Origin of the sequence: Streptomyces sp. NBC_00094 (genome assembly GCF_026343125.1) — a bacterium.
Classification (GTDB): domain Bacteria; phylum Actinomycetota; class Actinomycetes; order Streptomycetales; family Streptomycetaceae; genus Streptomyces.
In genome coordinates, this window is sequence record NZ_JAPEMB010000001.1 from 5,601,603 (window position 1) to 5,621,114 (window position 19,512).

Sequence of the window (19,512 nt, forward strand, 5' to 3'; positions counted from 1 at the left end):
CATTTTCTCCCCGGGGCCATCCTCAGCCGAGGGCCGCCACCGCGCCCAGGCCGCCCACGAGCAGGGCGGAGAGGCGGGTCACCCACTCCTCGTCGACCGGTTCGGCGCTCACCAGGGCGCGGTGCACGACCGCGCCCGCGATCACGTCGAAGATCAGGTCGTCGGTGGCGTCCACGGTGACCGGGTCGCGGTCCGAGGGGAGTTCGCCGCGCTGCTGCGCCCGCCGTCGGCCCGCCAGGACGAGCCGCTTCTGGCGGTCGACGATCGAGGCGCGGATCCGCTCCCGCAGAGGCTCGTCGCGGGTCGACTCGGCGACCACCGCCATCAGGGCCGTCTTGGTCTCCGGGCGTTCGAGGAGGGCCGCGAACTGGAGGACGACGTGCTCGATGTCGGCCTGGAGGGAACCCAGGTCGGGCAGTTCGAGTTCGTCGAAGAGGACGGCGACGGCGTCCACCACGAGCTCGTTCTTGTTGGCCCAGCGGCGGTACAGGGTCGTCTTCGCGACGCCGGCGCGGCCGGCGACGTCCCCCATCGTGAGCTTGGACCAGCCGAGGTCGACCAGGGCGGCACGGGTCGCCTCCAGGATGGCCGCGTCGGCCTCGGTGGAGCGGGGGCGCCCGGTTCGGCTGGTGCGGGGGGTGGTGCTGCTACACATGGACGTCGACCATACCCGCCGGTAGGTATCGCGCCAGAGGCCTGCGATGTGAGGCAGTTCACCGAGCGGATCCCGCTCGCGCCCTCCCCGCCGATCCTTTCCGAGAGTTACGCTACGACCTGTAGCGAAAGGCTCTGAGCGGCCCCAGCGACAACCGACTGCCGGGTGGGGATCCGGCACGGCACCGGGTGGGGACCCGGTGTGAACAGAAGACGAAGAACCGTGTCGTCCGCGCGTCTCGCACACCGGCGGGAGATACGTGGACGGCACGGTTCAGCCATGACTTACCGGTTACGCGCGCGGAAGGGGGAGGATGTACGCATGCAGCCCCGAAACATGTCCATGAGCGGCGTCGTCGACCTCGCCGCGGTGAAGGCGGCCGGAGAGGCCAAGGCCAAGGCGGAGCAGGTCCGGGCCGAGGCCGCCCGGCAGGGTGGCTCCGCCGCGGTGCCGCCCTCCGCCCTGGTGATCGATGTCGACGAGGCCGGCTTCGAGCGCGATGTCATCCAGCGCTCCGCCGAGGTCCCGGTCGTCCTCGACTTCTGGGCCGAGTGGTGCGAGCCGTGCAAGCAGCTCGGCCCCCTCCTGGAGCGGCTGGCCGTCGAGTACAACGGCCGCTTCCTGCTCGCGAAGATCGACGTCGACGCCAACCAGATGCTGATGCAGCAGTTCGGCATCCAGGGAATTCCGGCCGTTTTCGCGGTGGTCGCCGGTCAGGCGCTGCCGCTCTTCCAGGGCGCGGTGCCCGAGGCCCAGATCCGGGAGACCCTCGACCAGCTGATCCAGGTCGGCGAGGAGCGCTTCGGTCTCACGGGGATCGCCGTGGACGCGGACGTCGACGGTACGGCTCCGGCCGCGCGCCCGGCGGGCCCGTACGACGCCCTGCTCGAAGCCGCCATGGTCGCGCTCGACGCGGGTGACCTGGCCGGCGCCGTCCAGGCGTACAAGAACGTGCTCGCCGACGACCCGGCCCACCCGGAGGCCAAGCTGGGCCTGGCCCAGGCCGAGCTCCTCGCCCGGGTGCAGGACCTCGACCCCGCCGTCGTACGCAAGAACGCGGCGGACGACCCGGCCGATGCCGCCGCGCAGATCGCCGCAGCCGACCTCGACCTGGTGGGCGGCCACGTGGAGGACGCCTTCGGGCGTCTCGTGGAGACCGTGCGCCGTACGGCGGGCGAGGACCGGGACGCGGCGCGGCTGCGACTCCTGGAGCTCTTCGAGGTGATCGGCTCCGACGACCCGCGCGTGACGGCTGCCCGGCAGGCCCTCGCCCGGGTGCTTTTCTAGGCGCTCCCCGACCCGCCGGATCGTCCGGCGATTTGGCGACACAGCGACATACAGCGGCCGCGCTTTACCAAAACTTGGTAATCGCGGCCGCTGTTACTTGCAGTAAATCGAACCGAGGATTCTGTCCGCATTCATTCGGCTATCTGCCGATATTGCGCAGCACTCGACCGCACCCTGCGTACCCGTTCGGCACCGCCCCGCCACGGCCCGGTTATCCACCCGTTACTAGCGAGTAACGAACCCTCTTGTGCGGGGGCCCGGAATGGACCACGATCGGCGACGCTCGGTCCGAACCGCACACCCCGGCAACCAACCGGGAATGCGGAGAGGGTCCCCACCGGGTGGGTCGGTGCCTCTGGCGCCGGCCGTGGACAGGGGGGTTCCCGCTCTCACCGAACGGGGCCTGTCCAATCAGGGCATGCGCAAAGGCGTGGCCCGTGGTTGTCGCTCGGGGGTGATCGCCGGTGATTCGGATGCGCATCGCGCCGCCTGATGCCTCGGCGCTCTCCTTTCCGAGGACGTAGCTCTTCTCCCATCCCAGGACGGGCCCCCGGCCCCTCCGGAGATGTACGTCCGAGAAGGAGGAATTCTCATGAAGTCCCAGGTTCGTGGCGGCACCAGATGGAAGCGGTTCGCCGTCGTCATGGTGCCGAGTGTGGCCGCGACGGCCGCGATCGGTGTCGGACTGGCCCAGGGTGCGCTGGCGGCGTCGTTTGCCATCTCCGGCCAGGAGTTCAAGGTCTCCACCAACCAGCTCGTCGGCACGCAGTTCGTGCAGTACGGCAGTGTGGCCAAGGGTGTGGGGCTCGACGGCAAGCCGTTCGGCGCTCCGGTCGCGGTCTCTGGCTTCGATGAGGCCTGGATCACGAACATGTGCCAGTCGGTCGTGACGCCGAACATCCCGGTGCTCGGTGACATCACCCTCCGCCTGGAAGCCGGCACGGATGCCCTGAAGACGGGCAAGACCGAGGACAAGGTCTACGCGAAGGACATCTACCTCGATGTCTCCGAGCTCAAGGCCGACGCCGAGTTCAAGAGCATCGACATCGGCATCGCAGCCGGGGCGCTCGGCCAGGGCAAGCCCGACGGCTGGCAGGGCATCCAGCCCAACACTGAGGCCAAGACCGCCGGCTTCGCGCAGCGCGCCGACGAGGCCGTGCTGAGCAACGTCAGGCAGAAGGCGTGGGCCACCACGGCCGCCACCTTCAAGCTCCCCGACCTGAGCCTGTCCCTGCACCGGGGCACCGCGGCGGAGTGCTTCAAGGACTGATCAGGTCCTGGAGGTGCGGGCCACCCCGGTGGCCCGCACCCCTTCCGGGGCTCGTCCCTGCCTCTCCACCTTCTTCTCAGCAATACCGCTTCCAGGGAGCTGTTTCCATGAGCGCCGAGATCCCCGCCTCCCGCGAAGTCCCCCAGGAGAACAGGTTCAAGGTCTGGCGGCAGACCCGACCCTTCTGGGCGGGACTGTTCACCATGATTGGCGGCCTGCCGATCGCCTACCTTCCATACGGGGACATGCGGCTCGGCAATGTCACCCTCGCCATGGCGACGACCGCCGGAGCCGGCGCGCTGATCATCGGCGTCCTGCTCATCACGCTCGGCCTCACGATGTGGTTCCAGCCCATGGTGCGGGTCTTTGCGGGCGTTGCGTCGATTGTCCTTGGGCTGGTGTCCATCCCGGTGTCGAACTTCGGCGGTCTGGTCATCGGGTTCCTGTTCGCCCTTATCGGAGGCGGAATGTCCGCCGCGTGGGCGCCCGCCCCCCCGGTCGAGGAGGCCGCCGACGCAGAGCACGACGGTCAGCCGGAGGCCTCCGACGAGGCCGACGCCGAGTTCGAGACCGCGGCCGTGCAGGCGGCCGGGATCCCGGAGCAGTACGAGGTGGACGAGGCGACCGAAACGACGATCGACGCCAAGGGCGGGAGGAACAGTGCGGGGTGACGAGACTCAGTCGGCGCTCGCGAAGGAGGGCCCGCGGCACGCGGCCCCGCGCAAGTCGCTGCTGAACAGGATCCAGGGCCCCGCGGGCAAGGCGATGGCGCTGGCCGCCATGCCGACCGCGGTGTTCGTGGGCATGGGCCTCACGCCCAAGCTCGCCCTGGCCGACGACAAGGACATCCCCTTCGCGCCCGGCCCCTGTGTGACCCGCTCGGACGAGCCGCTCCCGGAAGAGACGGCGACGGCGAAGCCGACGGAGAGCGCGAAGCCGACGGCCACCGCCTCGGCGACCGCGACCCCGACCGCCACCGCGACCCCGACCGCCACCGCGACGGCGACCGCTTCCGCCACCGTGACCCCGACGCCCACCGCGACGGGAACCGGTTCGGAGACGGGACAGGCGACCACGCAGACGACGCGGGAGCAGGCGGCGACCGCGCCCGAGCCGACCGCGACGCCCACGGCGACGGCCACACCCACGGCCACGCCGACTCCGACGAAGTCGACGAACCCGCTCGACCCGCTGGGCGTGGGCGACGCCATCCGTGACTTCTTCGACGGCCCGAACCCCGAGCCGACCGCCACCACGGCCGCGCCGACGACGGCGGCACCGACCACGGCCGCCCCGCAGGTGCAGAAGGCCGCGGCCGACGACGAGCCGGTCGCCACCGCGACCCCGTCGACGACCGCCACCGCCACTGCCGGCGCCACCGCCAAGCCGAAGACGGCCAACGCCTCGGCCTCCGACGCGATCAACGCGGGGACCAACGCGGCGGCCAAGACGGCGATCGAGAAGGCCGCCGACAAGGCCGGCGTCACGGTCGCCGAGCTCCCGGAGAGCGCCAAGGGCCTCGACCCCAAGAAGGACGAGTCCATACCCGACGGCGCCAAGCCGCGCTTCCCGTGCCCCGAGCTCGACCCCGAGGCGCTCGCGGCGGCCGACCTGGACCCGGGCGTCCCGCTGGTGCCGGACGAGCCGTGGCGCCTGGAGAGCTCGCTGCTCACGCTGAACGGTCTGAAGTACCACGGCATCGTGGAGGTGAAGACCGGCAGCGGCAAGATCAAGAAGGTCCTGAAGTTCACCGCGACCGGCATCGACATCAAGGACCTCCACCAGCTGACGGTCCACTCCGAGGGCCGCACGGGACACGTCCGCTCCGACAAGGGCTCGACGTCGACCATCCGCAACGGCACGGTGACCATGTACACGGAGGAGCTGAAGGGCAACCTCTTCGGCCTCATCCCGATCACCTTCGCCCCGGAGTCCCCGCCCCCGCTGGACGTCCCCTTCGCCTTCTTCACCAAGGTGCAGCTCAAGCAGGCGGGCCAGTTCGGCGGCACCCTCAAGGTCCCGGGCCTGCGCAACACGATCGAGCCCAGCTGATTTGTTCGTGGGCCGCACTCATGTCGAGTGCGGCCCACAGTATCTACTCAAAGGCTGAATAGAATCTTCACAGAATCAAACTGGTGTTCTAACTTGAGGGGTAGCTGAGGCCGACAAGGCCTGGCGCGCGGACGTCGGGGGCGGCCGTCGTGCAGTGACCCTCCATGCGTCCACGCGGGTACTCCTGTGAGGACTGATCCCACTTCATGCTTCGTCAATTCGACCGCCCGCTACGTCGGGCGGCGATCTGCGCAGCGGTCCTGACCGCTGCGCTGGCTGCCCTTCTTGTGGCTACAAGACCGTCTCTCCCTTGGGCCGACCGCACGCGCGCGGCCGCTGCTCAACAGCTCCAGGTCGCTCCTGGTCCCGTCATGTTCCCCCTCTTCGCTCGAAAGTCCGGTCGGCTCTACGACTACGAACCCAAGGGGACTGGTGGAGTCAAGCCTCTCGTCGATATGGGGGGAGGGTGGGCGGAGGCTGACGCCCTCGTCCAGGCCAATGTCTCAGAGGGCGGCAAGGGTAACGATCTCTACCACCGCTTGGGCGGCAGGCTCTTTTACACGGCCGAGCACGGCAACGACACCAAGGTCGTGGGCGCGGGCTGGGAGATTTACAACTTGCTGGTCTCCGTCGGAAACATGGGCGGGTCCGCTGAACCCGACCTGGTCGGCCGTCACACGGACGGCACGCTCTGGCTCTACCAGGGGAAGCCGGATGGCATGCTCCAATCGCGCATCCGCATAGGTAGTGGCGGTTGGGGTGGCATCTCTGCGCTCGCAGGCCGAGGTGACTACACCGGCGACGGCAAGACCGACCTCGTTGCGCGTTCCACGGACGGCACGCTCTACATCTATCCGGGCACTGGAAACCTGGTCGAAGACGGTGTGCTCGGCTCGCGCATCACGGTCGGCACGGGGTGGAACGTCCACAAGTCGATTGTCTCCGCAGGGGACAACAACGGCGACGGCAAGACCGATCTGATCGCCGCTGACACTGATGGCCTGCTCTGGCTCTTCAAGGGCACTGGAAACCCCAGTGCGCCCTTCGTCCCAAGGGTCCAGATCGGCACAGGCGGCTGGGCCGCCTTCGACCTCCTCTTCTGACCAGGACGGCTTTCATTCGTATGAGCAAGAGAACGATGCCGCTTTGGTGCCGTGGGCGATCCTGGAGAGGGCTCTTGGCCGCCACGAGCCTTACGACAGCGCTGACGATTGTGGCCTCCGGAAGCGGGCTTCAGCAGCCGGTTCCCCTCAACATCCGATCCGTGGCCTTGGCTGAGGACATTCCCGCCGGCTTCGACTTGATGGAGGCGGCCAAGGTTCGCACGGACCAGTGCCGGCTTAACTACGTGCTCCGCAAGGGTGGCACGGAGATGAAGGCCGTTGCGAGGAACGGATTGGCTGGAACTGACGAGCAACTGCATGCGGCTGCCTCGGAAAGGTACTGGGAGGCGACACCGCTGGCCCTAGCCCATGACAAGGACTGGGCCTATTCCCTAGCCAAATCTGATGAACTCACCGCCAGATCACGAGTATGGGGAGATGAGCTTTCCTTCCCCACGATGTGGGATGTCCCTGGCTATCAGAACGATGCGCCGGGCTACCCAGGCGATGATGAGGATGACATCTTCTCCCAGACAGGTTTCGCTGGCTGGATCGCAGACCAGTTCTGGAGGAGTGAGAGCGAGTTCTACGAGGACGTGACGCCTCGCGTGAGCCAGGAGACCGCGGACGCGGCAGCCGGGGTCATCAACGCCAGGTACTCACCTGACCGGTACGAAGATTCCAAGGACCTGGCTGCGTGGGGCAGCATGAACTTCCCCAGTCACCTCTTGCCCTATGCCGACGACGTGCGTCTCGTCTTTCAGTACGGCGGCTTCCCGACTAGCGCACCCGAGCCGGACTCGATGGAGTTCCGTGTCGACGTCGAGAACCTCAAGTCGCGATTCGCCTCCTGCACCAGCCACAATCCGCCGGACCCGCACAACGTTCTCGGGCCCGAGGTGGCCACTGCGTCTCTCGAATGGCAGCAGGAGCTCGCGGGGCAGCGGACCCAGCGTGACACGATCCTCGCCGCGGAGGCCCAGGCCAACAAGGCCCTCCAGACGGCGACCCAGGCCATGGGAGAGGCCCTCGGCCAGTCCATGATTGCGAGCCGTCTTGCCGAGTGGCGGGGCTACTGGACGACGAAGGCGCCCGGTTCGCCCGACTACCCGACGGCGGCAGAGTTCGCCGAGATAGACAAGCGTATTCAGTACGCGCAGGGCCGGGCCGGTGGCCGTCTCTACGTCGCCAGCCGGGCCATGGTCGATGCCAACGCCCAGGTGGCGAAGGTCGACACGGCGCTGGCCGCGGCGTACACGATCGCCGACGCGGCCGGTCTGCCGCGCGGCCGGGGCCTGATATACGGCCAGCAGGCGGCGCAGATCACCAAGGCGTCCGCCGCTGCGGCCAAGGCCGCGACGAAGGCCACCGAGACCGCGCTCAACGCCACCCGCGCATCGGCTGCCGACGCCAAGACGCTGGCCGCACTGGCGATGACCCAGGCGCACGCGGCCAAGGCCGACTTCCGTCGCAAGGCAGCCGAGGAGGCCGAGGCACAGGCCAAGGCTGCCGCCGACGGCGCGGCCGTGCAGGCGAAGCAGGCAGCGGACAACGCGGCGAAGGCCAAGGAAGCGCAGGCCAGGGCCGCCGCGGCAGAGGCGGAGGCCAAGACCGCCGCGGACGACGCCACGGCTAAGCGGGAGCAGGCCGAGGCCGAACGCGACTACGCCAAGTCCCAGAAGGAACTGGCGGACACTGAGCGCGCCAAGGCGGCCACCGCGAAGTCGAAGGCGGATGCCGAGCGCCAGGTCGCCGCCGACAAGCTCGCTGCGGCCCAGTCCGCCGCCTCAACGGCGGTCACCAACAAGGACGAGGCGCTCGCCGCAGAGAAGAGGGCCGCCGAGGCGCGAGACAACGCGCTCGCTGCCGAAGGCAGGCGGGCCGCACTGGATGCCAAGGCCTACGCGCTGGAAGCGCAGGCGGACGCCGACGCGAGTTCGGAGAACGCGGCCGCCTCCCGTGCTGCCGCGACCGAGGCACGGGCCGCGGCCGACGCCGCCGGTACCGCCGCCGTGAACGCCCGTGCCGCGGCGGACGCGGCCACCACAGCCGCCTCCAACGCCCGTGCGGCGGCCACCCGTGCCGACGCGGCGGCGAAGCGGGCGCAGGCCGCGGCCGACGGCGCTAAGCGGGATGTCGCCATCACTGAGGCTGCGATGAAGAAGGCTACGGCTGCCGCTGCCGACGCCATCGACGCGGCGGACAAGGCGAAGTGGAACGCGATCACCGCCAGGGCGCTGTCAGCCGAGGCCCGGGAGAAGGCGGCGGAGGCCAAGGGGCACGCAGCTGTCGCGCGGCAGGAGGCCACGGCGGCCGTTGCCGAGTCGGTTCGGGCCGCCGGGTTCGCCTACGCCACGGCGCAGGCCGCGGTGGCCGCGCGTGACTCGGCGGCCCAGGTGATCAAGCCGGCCAACGACGCCATCGAACTCGGCTCCCCGTACAAGGAGACTGATACCTCGGCGGGCCTCGCTGTGCTCACCGGACAGGCGTCCAAGACGTTCGCCCAGCAGCAGGCCGAACTGGCGCAGGCAAAGTCCGACCAGGCGGCCGTGGCGGCGGCCAAGGCCAAGGACCTCGCCGCGCAGGCGAGTGCAGACGCGAAGGCGGCTGCCGAGGCCGCGGCGCGCGCCGCGGAGCACGCGGCGAACGCGACGAAGTCCGCGGCCGCAGCTCAGAGCTCGGCCAACGCCGCGGCGGCTTCGGCCGAGGCTGCCAAGAAGTCCCAGGCCAAAACGGAGGAGTACCACAGCCGGGCGAAGACCGACGCCGAAGCGGCGCAGGCGGCGGCAGACTCGGCCGGCGACTACGCCGCCCAAGCGGACGCCTCCGCAACGGCGGCGGAGCAGGACGCATCAGCGGCCCGCGCTTCGGCGACGGCCGCAGAGAATGACGCCAGCACGGCCAATGACGTCGCGACCCAGGCGGAGAGCGACGCGACCACGGCCGAGGGCGCGGCCGTCCGCGCGCAGGAGTCTGCGGACGAGGCGCAGGCCGCGGCGAGCCGGACGCAGGACAACACGTACGAGGAGGATCGCGTCAAGCTGTCGGGCGAGGGCGGTCCCCTTGGTGCGGCAGACGTGCTAGGAGTCCCCTACGGGGTATCGTCCACCGCCGAGTCCGACGGGTTCTGCACCGGCACGAACGGCTGCGACTACCAGGTCGACTATCACGTCACCGGCACGATGCTGTTCTTCGTCGTGTTGTGCCCGTTCCCGGACACCTCGCTTGCGGAGTGCGTCGGGGACCTCGAAGTGCAGTACGTCGACCAGGCTCCGATCGACGTACGCGAGACGCGCACCGAGCACATCAGTGGGTACGACCTGACCATGGCCGCGCTCGAAGGTATGGCGCGCGGTCTGGTCCAGGACTTCGTGGACTGCTGGAACCACGAGATCTCCGGCTGCCTCTGGGCCGCGGCGATCGTCGCTCCCACGGTAATCGGGATCGCGGCGAAGCTGATCAGGACAATCAGGGCGTCGGTGCTCGCGGGGTCGGGTGCGGCCGAGGCCGTGAACGCGGCCACGACGAGCGGCCTCAGCGCCACGGCGGCGAACGGTACGGTGCGTTCCGCGAAGACGGCCGCTGCGGTGAAGGCAGAACTGGAGGCGGTGGTCGTGATTGCGAACGCACACGGCACGACCGTCGGTGGCCTGGGCAAGGGTGTTCTCTGGGCGAACAAGGCCGAGAACCTGGGCCTGATGAACGCGGCGCATGTCGCCAAGGTCAAGGGGGCTGGCTTCACGAAGGCTCAGATCCAGACTGTCTTCACGTACTACGACCAGGTACGGAAGGTCACGCCGCAGAACCCCAGCGCCGGGTTCCGGGCAGACCTCATGGAGTACATCCTCAAGAATTGGTAGGCGGAGCAGGCAGATGAGATTTCGAGTAACCGCGGCCGACGCGCCGCTCACCGTACAGTTCGAACCCTCGGGGATGGAGTACGAGCTCTCCGTCGGGGAGCACATCGACGTCGAATGGCCGCCCGTCGCTCCCGGGGACATCGCCGGTGACATCGACTATGGTCCGACCATGGTGACGATCGGGGCCCGTGGCACCGGATACGCGCGTGCCTGGAACTCCGAGGGGGTGGAGGTGACGACCTGACCCCCGGTCATACGGCCGTGGGCCGCACCCCCTTCCAGGGGTGCGGCCCACGGCCGTTCGCTTCGGGCGGGACGTCAGTCGCGCTCGCCGCCACCGAGGTGGTGGACGCGGACCATGTTCGTGGTGCCGGGGACGCCGGGGGGCGAGCCGGCCGTGATGACCATGGTGTCGCCCTCGCTGTGGCGCTGGAGCTTGAGGAGCTCGGCGTCCACGAGGTCGACCATCGCGTCCGTGGTCTCCACGAACGGGACGAGGAAGGACTCGACGCCCCAGCTCAGGGTGAGCTGGTTACGGGTGTTCTCGTCCGTCGTGAAGGCGAGGATCGGCTGCTGCACGCGGTAGCGGGAGAGGCGGCGGGCGGTGTCGCCGGACTGGGTGAAGGCGATCAGCGCCTTGCCGCCCAGGAAGTCGGCGATCTCGCAGGCGGCACGGGCGACGGAGCCGCCCTGGGTGCGCGGCTTCTTGCCCGGGACCAGGGGCTGGAGGCCCTTGGAGAGCAGCTCCTCCTCGGCCGCGCTGACGATCTTCGACATCGTCTTCACGGTCTCGATCGGGTAGGCGCCGACCGAGGACTCGGCGGACAGCATGACCGCGTCCGCGCCGTCCAGGATCGCGTTGGCGACGTCGCTCGCCTCGGCGCGGGTCGGACGGGAGTTGGTGATCATCGACTCCATCATCTGGGTGGCGACGATGACCGGCTTGGCGTTGCGGCGGCACATCTCGACGAGACGCTTCTGCACCATCGGGACCCGCTCCAGCGGGTACTCGACGGCGAGGTCGCCACGGGCCACCATGACCGCGTCGAAGGCCGCGACGACGGCCTCCATGTTCTCGACGGCCTGCGGCTTCTCGACCTTGGCGATGACGGGGACGCGGCGGCCCTCCTCGTCCATCACCTTGTGGACGTCCTTGACGTCGTTGGCGTCGCGGACGAACGAGAGGGCGACCATGTCGCAGCCCATGCGGAGCGCGAAGCGGAGGTCGTCGACGTCCTTCTCCGACAGCGCGGGGACGTTGACGGCCGCGCCGGGCAGGTTGATGCCCTTGTGGTCGGAGATGACCCCGCCCTCGACGACGATCGTCTTGACGCGGGGGCCGTCGACCTCGACGACCCGCAGCTCGACGTTGCCGTCGTTGATCAGGACCTGGTCGCCCTTGGAGACGTCTCCGGGCAGGCCCTTGTAGGTGGTGCCGCAGATGGACTTGTCACCGGGGACGTCCTCGGTGGTGATGGTGAACTCGTCACCGCGCACCAGCTCGACCGGGCCCTCGGCGAAGGTCTCGAGGCGGATCTTGGGGCCCTGGAGGTCGGCGAGGACGCCGACGGCGCGGCCGGTGTCCGCGGAGACCTGCCGGACGCGGTCGTACCGCTCCTGGTGCTCGGCCTGGGAACCGTGGCTGAAGTTGAATCGGGCCACGTTCATACCGGCCTCGATGAGAGCCTTCAGCTGCTCATACGAGTCGACGGCGGGGCCCAGCGTGCAGACGATTTTGGAACGGCGCATGAGGCGGATCCTATCGGTTTGTTTCACTGCGGAATATTCCGACTGGCGGAAAGTACAAATGGGCGCGGGCCCGCTCAAGCGTTCACTCGTTCGAGCTCCATGAGCTCTGAACGAGCGCGAAACTCTGCCGTGCGATCTCGAGCTCCTCGTCCGTCGGCACCACCGCGACCGCCACCCGCGCGTAGTTCGGAGAGATCAGCCGCGCCTCGTCGGAACGGACGGAGTTGAGGTCCGCGTCCACGGCGAGCCCCAGCTCCTCCAGGCCCGCGATCGCAGCCTCCCGCACCGGGGCCGCGTTCTCGCCGACCCCCGCCGTGAACACCACCGCGTCCACCCGGCCGAGCACCGCGTAGTAGGCGCCGATGTACTTCTTCAGCCGGTGGATGTAGATCTCGAAGGCGAGGGCCGCCGCCGGATCGCCCTCGTCCACCCGGCGCCGGATCTCCCGCATGTCGTTGTCGCCGCAGAGTCCGACCAGGCCGGACCTCTTGTTCAGGAGCACGTCGATCTCGTCGGCCGACATGCCCGCCACCCGCTTGAGGTGGAAGGTGACCGCCGGGTCGATGTCGCCCGAGCGGGTACCCATGACCAGGCCCTCCAGCGGCGTGAGCCCCATCGAGGTGTCCACGCACCGCCCGCCCGCCACCGCCGAGGCGGAGGCCCCGTTGCCCAGGTGCAGCACGATCACGTTCACCTCCTCGGGCGCCTTGCCGAGCAGCTTCGCCGTCTCGCGCGAGACGTACGCGTGCGAGGTGCCGTGGAAGCCGTACCGACGGATCCGGTACGCGTCGGCCGTCTCGACGTCGATCGCGTACCGCGCCGCGGACTCCGGCATCGTCGTGTGGAAGGCCGTGTCGAAGACCGCCACCTGCGGCAGGTCCGGGCGGAGCGTCATCGCGGTACGGATGCCGGTGAGGTTCGCCGGATTGTGCAGCGGCGCCACCGGCACGAGCCGCTCGATCTCCGCGAGCACCTCGTCGTCGATCACCGTCGGCTGGGTGAACCGCAGCCCGCCGTGCACCACCCGGTGACCGATCGCGGCCAGTTCGGGGGAGTCCAGGCCGAGGCCGTCCGCCGCCAGCTCCTCGGCGACCGCCTTCAGCGCCGCCGCGTGGTCGGCGATCGGCCCGTCCTTCTCGCGCTTCTCCCCTCCGCCGCCCTGCAGCGGGGTGTGCACCAGACGGGAGGTCTCCTCGCCGATCCGCTCCACCAGACCGACCGCGAGCCGGCTGCCGTCCGCCATGTCGAGGAGCTGGTACTTGACCGAGGACGAGCCGGAGTTGAGGACGAGGACACGGGTGGGGGTGCCGGTCATGCGGAGAGCTCCTGACCCTGGGAGGGAACCTGGGACTGGATCGCCGTGATGGCGACCGTGTTGACGATGTCGCTGACGAGCGCGCCGCGCGAGAGGTCGTTCACGGGCTTGCGCAGACCCTGGAGCACCGGGCCGACGGCCACGGCGCCGGCCGAACGCTGCACGGCCTTGTAGGTGTTGTTGCCGGTGTTGAGGTCGGGGAAGATCAGCACGGTCGCCTGCCCGGCCACCTCCGACTCCGGCAGCTTCGTCGCCGCGACGGAGGGCTCGACGGCCGCGTCGTACTGGATCGGGCCCTCGATCCGCAGCTCCGGATGCGCCTCGCGGACCAGCTTCGTCGCCTCCCGCACCTTGTCGACGTCGGCGCCGGAGCCGGAGGTGCCGGTGGAGTACGAGAGCATCGCGATCCGCGGCTCCACGCCGAAGCGGGCCGCGGTGGCCGCCGACTGGGCGGCGATGTCCGCGAGCTGCTCGGCGTTCGGGTCCGGGTTGACCGCGCAGTCGCCGTAGACGAGCACCTTGTCGGCGAGGCACATGAAGAAGACCGAGGAGACGATCGAGGCGTCCGGCTTCGTCTTGATGATCTCGAAGGCCGGGCGGATCGTCGCGGCGGTGGAGTGCACCGAGCCGGAGACCATGCCGTCGGCCAGGCCCTCCTCCACCATCAGCGTGCCGAAGTAGTTGACGTCCGCGACCACGTCGTACGCGAGCTCGACGGTGACGCCCTTGTGGGCGCGGAGCGCCGCGTACTTCTCGGCGAACGCGTCGCGCAGCTCCGAGGTCTGCGGGTCGATCAGCTGCGTGTCACCGAGGTCCACGCTCAGCTCGGCGGCCTTCCTGCGGATGACCTCGACGTCGCCGAGCAGGGTCAGGTCGCAGACGTCACGACGGATCAGCACGTCGGCCGCGCGCAGCACACGCTCCTCGGTGCCCTCCGGGAGCACGACCCGGCGCCGGTCGGCGCGCGCCTGTTCGAGGAGTTCGTGCTCGAACATCATCGGGGTGACCCGGCCGCTGCGGGCGACCGAGACCCGCTTCAGGAGGTCGGAGGTGTCCACGTGCCGCTCGAAGAGGCCGAGGGCGGTCTCCGCCTTGCGCGGGGTGGCGGCGTTCAGCTTCCCTTCCAGGGAGAAGAGTTCGGCCGCGGTGGGGAAGCTGTTGTCGGCCACGGAGATCACCGGGGTGCCGGGCGCGAGCCGGGCCGCCAGGGTCAGGATCTCCTTGCCGGGCCGCTCGTTGAGCGTGAGCAGCACGCCGGCGATGGGCGGGGTGCCGGCCGAGTGCGCGGCGAGCACGCCGACGACCACGTCGGCCCGGTCCCCGGGGGTGACGACGAGACAGCCGGGGGTCAGCGCGTTGAGGACGTTCGGCAGCATCGCGCCGCCGAAGACGAAGTCCATGGCGTCCCGCGCGAGGCCCTGGTCGTCGCCGAGGACCACGGAGGCGCCCAGCGCGTGGGTGATCTGGGAGACGGTGGGCGCGGCGAGCGCCGGCTCGTCCGGCAGGACGTAACAGGGCACCGGAAGCCGGGCGGAGAGCCGCTCGGCGATGACCTCCCGGTCCTCGCCCGCCACCCGGTTGACGACCAGCGCGAGCACGTCGCAGCCGAGCCCGTCGTAGGCCCGGAAGGCGTTGCGGGCCTCGGCCCGTACGGACTCCGACGGCTGACCCTTGCCGCCGACCACCGGGATGACGGAGGCACCGAACTCGTTGGCGAGGCGGGCGTTGAGCGCGAGCTCGTCGGGGAGCTGCGTGGCCGCGAAGTCGGTGCCGAGGACGAGGACGACCTCGTAGTCGCGGGCCACGGCGTGGAAGCGGTCGACCAGCTGGGAGACCAGCTCGTCGGTGCCCCGCTCGGCCTGGAGGTCGGAGGCCTCGTGATAGTCCATGCCGTAGACCGTCGAGGGGTCCTGCGAGAGCCGGTAGCGGGCCCGCAGCAGGTCGAAGAGCCGGTCGGGACCGTCGTGCACCAGGGGCCGGAACACCCCCACCCGGTCCACCTGGCGGGTCAGGAGCTCCATGACTCCCAGCTCGACGACCTGGCGGCCGTCACCGCGGTCGATCCCGGTCACGTACACGCTGCGCGTCACGCCGTGGTCTCCTGTCCAGTCCTGGGGAACGGGCGGCGGTGCCTCGGGCACCAGCGCGGCCCTTTCGTCAATCGCGGGCCCTCGGAAAGCCCCGATAGAGCGGCATTACCCCCTTGACAATACTCCCGCCAATAGCTAAATCGCCCGCCGGACGAAGGGCCTGGAGCCCCGGGACGAAAGGCCTCCACGGGGCGCCGGGAGGGACGCGCGGAGAGGCGACGAGCATGTCCGTCAGGTCCGGCGTGTGAGAATTGCGACGGCTCATCTGGACCGCGACCGAGCAGGAGACACAGCACGATGCGCATCGGAGTTCTCACCGCAGGCGGCGACTGCCCCGGCCTGAACGCAGTGATCCGGTCGGTCGTGCACCGGGCGCTGACCGGCCACGACGACGAAGTGATCGGCTTCGAGGACGGGTTCAAGGGCCTCCTCGACGGCCACTACCGGCCCCTCGACCTCAACAACGTCAGCGGCATCCTCGCCCGCGGCGGCACGATCCTCGGCTCCGCGCGACTGGAGCGCAACCGGCTGGCCGAGGCCGCCGAGTCGGCCCCCGACCTGGCCAGGCAGTACGGCATCGACGTCCTCATCCCGATCGGCGGTGAGGGCACGCTGACCGCCGCCCGGATGCTCTCCGACGCGGGCATGCCCGTCGTCGGCGTCCCGAAGACGATCGACAACGACATCTCCTCCACGGACCGCACCTTCGGCTTCGACACCGCCGTCGGTGTCGCCACCGAGGCCATGGACCGGCTGAAGACCACCGCCGAGTCCCACCAGCGGGTGATGGTCGTCGAGGTGATGGGCCGCCACGCCGGCTGGATCGCGCTGGAGTCCGGCATGGCCGGCGGCGCGCACGGCATCTGCCTCCCCGAGCGCCCCTTCCAGGTGGACGACCTCGTCAAGATGGTCGAGGAGCGCTTCGCGCGCGGCAAGAAGTTCGCCGTCATCTGCGTCGCCGAGGGCGCCCATCCGGCCGAGGGCTCGATGGAGTACAAGAAGGGCGAGATCGACCAGTTCGGTCACGAGCGCTTCCAGGGCATCGGCAACCAGCTCGCCGTCGAGCTGGAGCGGCGCCTCGGCAAGGAGGCCCGCCCGGTCATCCTCGGCCACGTCCAGCGCGGCGGCACGCCGACCGCGTACGACCGGGTGCTCGCCACCCGCTTCGGCTGGCACGCGGTGGAGGCGGCGCACCGCGGCGACTTCGGCCGGATGACGGCGCTGCGCGGCACGAACGTCGAGATGGTGCCGCTGGCCGAGGCCGTGACGCAGCTGAAGACGGTCCCGGAGGACCGGATGCGCGAGGCCGAGTCGGTCTTCTGACCGGACCTCCGACCGTCCCCCCGGTCGGGACTTCCGTCCCGACCCGTCCCGGATCCGCTCCGGGACCCGCACGCACCCGAGTGGCCCCGACCTTCCCCCCGTGGAGGGTCGGGGCCACTCGTCCGTCCGGCATCGCCCACCGGAAATGCCGAGCTCCACTCTTGAGCCGGAGCCCGAGATCAACAAGGCTTGGGGCTTGTCCCGGACATGTCCCAACTCTGTCCGGCGGAAGGGGAGAGACGGATGACGCCGGGCGAACGGGCACCGGACCCGAGGGAAGCACGGAACACCGCGGAGTTCCTCGCGCGCCTCCAGGCCCTGAAGGACTGGTCGGGTCTGACCTACCGCGAGCTGTCGGCCCGGGCGGAGACACACGGCGAGGTCCTGCCCCGGTCCACCGTGGCGAACATGCTGGCCCGCGCCACCGTCCCCCGCGAGGAGCTCCTCACCACCTTCGTCCGCGCGTGCGGGGTGGGACCGAGTGACCTGGAGGAGTGGCAGGCGGTACGGAGGGAGCTCGCGGTACGGGGGGTGTACGCGCCGGTCGACGGGCACCCGGCGGGTGCGGGTGCGGGTGCGGAGGCAGAGGCGGAGGTGGGTGCGGAGGCAGAAGCGGAGGGGGACGCGGAGGTGGACGGCACTGCCCCCGCCCCCGACACCGCCCCCGCGCCCAGCCCCGGCCCTGCCCCCAGCCCCGCCCCCGGTCCGTCGGTCGTCTGGCCGCGGGATCCGGACGAGCCCCCGGAGGACGCGCCCGAGCCCCGGCCGGGGCCCCGGTCCCGGATAGGGCGCGGACTCGTCGCGACGGTCGCGCTGGCCGGTCTCGTGCTCGCCGGCGTCAGTGTCGTCGCCTTCCTGCGGGACGGCCACGGCGCGCACCCGCCCCGTACGCTCACCGCCCCCGCCGCCGGGGACGTACGCATCCGGGTCATCGGCCCCGACCTCTGCCTCGGCGAGCGGCGCGGCTCCCGCACCGGGCAGATCCACCAGGTGCCGTGCCCCGACGCGAAGGTGCCGTCGTACGGGCTGGAGGAGGCGGGCGGCGGCCGGTGGAGAATCCTTTCGGACCACCCGGACTACGGCCCCGGCTGCTCCGGCATACCCTCCGGCGGCCGGATACCCGACGCCGCCTACGAGGACTCCGAGTGCGGCGACCCGAGCCGGGTCGAGGAGTTCGCCCTGGAGCCGTACGGCACCCCCGTCGAGGGCTACCGCATCGTTCCGGCGGGCTCCGCGACACCCGGCAGCTGCGTCACGGTCGTCGGCGACCGCGAGGCGGCCTGGGCACGACTGGCCCAGGCCCCCTGCGCGCCCGACGCGGCCGGTCAGCTCTTCAGCTTCGACCGGCGGAGCTGATCAGGCGGGGTCGACCAGCCGGGCCCTGAGCGTCGTCACCACCGCCGGGTCGAGCCCGACATGGCCGGTGACGTACCCGTACACCGAGCCGTACCGCGCGCGCAGGTCCGCGAGGAACAGCCGGATGATCTCGGCCGGCGCCCGGCCGTACCCCGGCCAGCGCAGCTCGCGGCCCGGGTGCGTCGCCCGCCAGTCGGCGATCAGCCGCTCCGTGGCCAGCTCGGTGAGCGCGAAGTCCGCGAGGATCTCCTCGTCCGGGACGTCCAGGAGCGCGAGGACGACGGCCGCGAGGAGACCGGTGCGGTCCTTGCCGGAGGCGCAGTGGAAGACGAGCGGAGCGTCGGCCGCGGCGATGACCTCCAGGGCCGTACGGAGTTCCACCGCGCCGTCCTCGGCGACCTCGGCGAACCGGTCGGCGAGGTAGCGCCACGGGTCGAGGTCCGGGTCGATCTCCGCCTGGTCGTACGGCCGGTGCTCGATGGACAGGTTGTGCCAGGAGACCTCCTCGGTCTCCGGCAGGCGGCCCTTGGCGTCGATCTCCCACGGGTAGCGCAGGTCGATCACGGTGGCCACGCGGAGCGCGCGGAAGCGGGCGAGGTCGTCCGGACCGGCTCCGGTGAGCTTGGCCAGGGAGTCGGAACGGTAGAGGGTCTCCCACCGCACGGTCCCGCCGTCGGCGGTCCGATAGCCGCCCAGGTCACGGAAGTTGTGAAGTCGTTCGAAGGGTATGTGTCGTCTCACGGCGTCAATCTACGGCCCCACCAGGGCCGTCGGCCTGTCAGCCTGTCGGCCCGGTGGCTACAGACCCACCGCCGCCCAGAAGTGTCCGGTGATCTCCTCCAGGTACGCGCGCCCCTCGTCGCCCGTCGCCGCCGAGGCGCCCCAGCTGCTGGTCGCCGCCATCCGCGCGTGGTACTCCGTGTGCAGCTGCTGCAGCGCCGGTTCCAGGGTCCGCTTGGGCAGCGGCACCATCTTCACGGCCGGTTTCACGTAGGCCTGCCAGCGGGTGGTGGCGGCGTCGCGCAGCAGCTCGGCGAGGCTCTCGTCGCCGCCGGTCGCCGTGATGAGCGCGCGCGGGCCGAGGCCGAGGAGCTCCGCGAGGGCGGCCGTCTGGCGTTCGGTGCCGCGCCAGCGGCCCTCGTCCTCCATCCGCTGGTACGCGTGGGCCGCCACACCGACCCGCCGGGCCAGCTCCTCGGGGGCGAGCCCGCGGGCGAGCCGGTGCTCGCGCAGGGTCGAGGCGGCGGCGATCAGCTCGGCGGGAGCACACCACAGCACGCCGGCGAGGGCGGTGAGCTCCTGCTCGGTCGGGCGGATGCGGCCGCGCTCCCAGGCGACGACCGTGTCGGGGGTGACGAGCAGGCCGTACTGGGCGCGCAAGCCGTAGGCGACATGACCCGGGGCCATGCCGAGGCCTTCGCGCAGCCGGCGCGCGGCCAGGGCGTTGAAGGG

General features: G+C 70.4%; 15 protein-coding genes. 9 read left to right on the forward strand and 6 right to left on the reverse strand.

Annotated features, from left to right (window positions below):
- Positions 1-22: 22 nt before the first annotated feature.
- The gene (locus OG580_RS25060) at positions 23-655 is read right to left on the reverse strand and encodes a TetR/AcrR family transcriptional regulator (RefSeq protein ID WP_267045913.1); all 633 of its coding nucleotides are present in this window, start codon (positions 653-655) and stop codon (positions 23-25) included.
- Between the two features lie 321 nt (positions 656-976).
- Between OG580_RS25060 and OG580_RS25065 the strand changes: the two genes are divergently transcribed.
- From OG580_RS25065 to OG580_RS25095, 7 genes are all read left to right on the forward strand, one after another.
- Positions 977-1,942: a tetratricopeptide repeat protein gene (locus tag OG580_RS25065; protein WP_267045914.1), complete on the forward strand. Its 966-nt coding sequence runs from the start codon at positions 977-979 to the stop codon at positions 1,940-1,942.
- A gap of 592 nt (positions 1,943-2,534) precedes the next feature.
- A complete protein-coding gene (locus OG580_RS25070) occupies positions 2,535-3,212 on the forward strand; it encodes a DUF6230 family protein (RefSeq protein WP_267045915.1) in 678 nt (225 codons plus the stop codon).
- A gap of 107 nt (positions 3,213-3,319) precedes the next feature.
- Positions 3,320-3,883, forward strand: a complete 564-nt coding sequence (locus OG580_RS25075; RefSeq protein ID WP_267045916.1) for a DUF6114 domain-containing protein — start codon at positions 3,320-3,322, stop codon at positions 3,881-3,883.
- The gene (locus tag OG580_RS25080; protein ID WP_267045917.1) at positions 3,873-5,264 is read left to right on the forward strand and encodes a hypothetical protein; all 1,392 of its coding nucleotides are present in this window, start codon (positions 3,873-3,875) and stop codon (positions 5,262-5,264) included. The genes OG580_RS25075 and OG580_RS25080 overlap by 11 nt, the downstream gene beginning before the upstream one ends.
- 371 nt (positions 5,265-5,635) lie before the next feature.
- Positions 5,636-6,367: a VCBS repeat-containing protein gene (locus OG580_RS25085; RefSeq protein ID WP_267045918.1), complete on the forward strand. Its 732-nt coding sequence runs from the start codon at positions 5,636-5,638 to the stop codon at positions 6,365-6,367.
- Positions 6,368-6,528: 161 nt separating this feature from the next.
- On the forward strand, positions 6,529-10,227 hold the full coding sequence (locus OG580_RS25090) for a DUF4951 domain-containing protein (RefSeq protein ID WP_267045919.1): 3,699 nt from the start codon (positions 6,529-6,531) through the stop codon (positions 10,225-10,227).
- Between the two features lie 13 nt (positions 10,228-10,240).
- The gene (locus OG580_RS25095; protein WP_267045920.1) at positions 10,241-10,471 is read left to right on the forward strand and encodes a hypothetical protein; all 231 of its coding nucleotides are present in this window, start codon (positions 10,241-10,243) and stop codon (positions 10,469-10,471) included.
- Positions 10,472-10,545: 74 nt separating this feature from the next.
- Here the strand turns inward: OG580_RS25095 and pyk are convergent, their stop codons facing one another.
- From pyk to pta, 3 genes are all read right to left on the reverse strand, one after another.
- On the reverse strand, positions 10,546-11,976 hold the full coding sequence (pyk, locus tag OG580_RS25100) for a pyruvate kinase (RefSeq protein WP_267045921.1): 1,431 nt from the start codon (positions 11,974-11,976) through the stop codon (positions 10,546-10,548).
- Between the two features lie 82 nt (positions 11,977-12,058).
- The gene (locus tag OG580_RS25105; RefSeq protein ID WP_267045922.1) at positions 12,059-13,291 is read right to left on the reverse strand and encodes an acetate kinase; all 1,233 of its coding nucleotides are present in this window, start codon (positions 13,289-13,291) and stop codon (positions 12,059-12,061) included.
- The gene (gene pta, locus OG580_RS25110) at positions 13,288-15,381 is read right to left on the reverse strand and encodes a phosphate acetyltransferase (protein ID WP_267045923.1); all 2,094 of its coding nucleotides are present in this window, start codon (positions 15,379-15,381) and stop codon (positions 13,288-13,290) included. Before pta ends, OG580_RS25105 begins: the two co-directional genes overlap by 4 nt.
- Positions 15,382-15,678: 297 nt before the next feature.
- On the opposite strand from pta, the gene OG580_RS25115 reads away from it, so the two are divergent.
- Positions 15,679-16,704 (forward strand): ATP-dependent 6-phosphofructokinase, encoded by a 1,026-nt coding sequence (locus OG580_RS25115; RefSeq protein WP_267045924.1) that lies wholly within the window; start codon positions 15,679-15,681, stop codon positions 16,702-16,704.
- 243 nt (positions 16,705-16,947) lie between these two features.
- A complete protein-coding gene (locus tag OG580_RS25120) occupies positions 16,948-18,060 on the forward strand; it encodes a helix-turn-helix transcriptional regulator (protein ID WP_267045925.1) in 1,113 nt (370 codons plus the stop codon).
- Here the strand turns inward: OG580_RS25120 and OG580_RS25125 are convergent, their stop codons facing one another.
- Both OG580_RS25125 and OG580_RS25130 read right to left on the reverse strand, forming a co-directional pair.
- Complete coding sequence (locus tag OG580_RS25125; RefSeq protein WP_267045926.1) at positions 18,061-18,801, reverse strand: tyrosine-protein phosphatase; 741 nt, start codon at positions 18,799-18,801, stop codon at positions 18,061-18,063.
- 57 nt (positions 18,802-18,858) lie between these two features.
- The gene (locus OG580_RS25130) at positions 18,859-19,467 is read right to left on the reverse strand and encodes a helix-turn-helix transcriptional regulator (protein ID WP_267048117.1); all 609 of its coding nucleotides are present in this window, start codon (positions 19,465-19,467) and stop codon (positions 18,859-18,861) included.
- Positions 19,468-19,512 lie beyond the last annotated feature (45 nt).

Bases quoted from the DNA above. Each gene is read 5' to 3' on its own strand.
- OG580_RS25060 (WP_267045913.1), bottom strand. From the start codon at position 655: ATGTGTAGCAGCACCACCCCCCGCACCAGCCGAACCGGGCGCCCCCGC.
- OG580_RS25065 (WP_267045914.1), top strand. From the start codon at position 977: ATGCAGCCCCGAAACATGTCCATGAGCGGCGTCGTCGACCTCGCCGCG.
- OG580_RS25070 (WP_267045915.1), top strand. From the start codon at position 2,535: ATGAAGTCCCAGGTTCGTGGCGGCACCAGATGGAAGCGGTTCGCCGTC.
- OG580_RS25075 (WP_267045916.1), top strand. From the start codon at position 3,320: ATGAGCGCCGAGATCCCCGCCTCCCGCGAAGTCCCCCAGGAGAACAGG.
- OG580_RS25085 (WP_267045918.1), top strand. From the start codon at position 5,636: ATGTTCCCCCTCTTCGCTCGAAAGTCCGGTCGGCTCTACGACTACGAA.
- OG580_RS25095 (WP_267045920.1), top strand. From the start codon at position 10,241: ATGAGATTTCGAGTAACCGCGGCCGACGCGCCGCTCACCGTACAGTTC.
- pyk (WP_267045921.1), bottom strand. From the start codon at position 11,976: ATGCGCCGTTCCAAAATCGTCTGCACGCTGGGCCCCGCCGTCGACTCG.
- OG580_RS25105 (WP_267045922.1), bottom strand. From the start codon at position 13,291: ATGACCGGCACCCCCACCCGTGTCCTCGTCCTCAACTCCGGCTCGTCC.
- OG580_RS25115 (WP_267045924.1), top strand. From the start codon at position 15,679: ATGCGCATCGGAGTTCTCACCGCAGGCGGCGACTGCCCCGGCCTGAAC.
- OG580_RS25120 (WP_267045925.1), top strand. From the start codon at position 16,948: ATGACGCCGGGCGAACGGGCACCGGACCCGAGGGAAGCACGGAACACC.
- OG580_RS25130 (WP_267048117.1), bottom strand. From the start codon at position 19,467: ATGGCCCCGGGTCATGTCGCCTACGGCTTGCGCGCCCAGTACGGCCTG.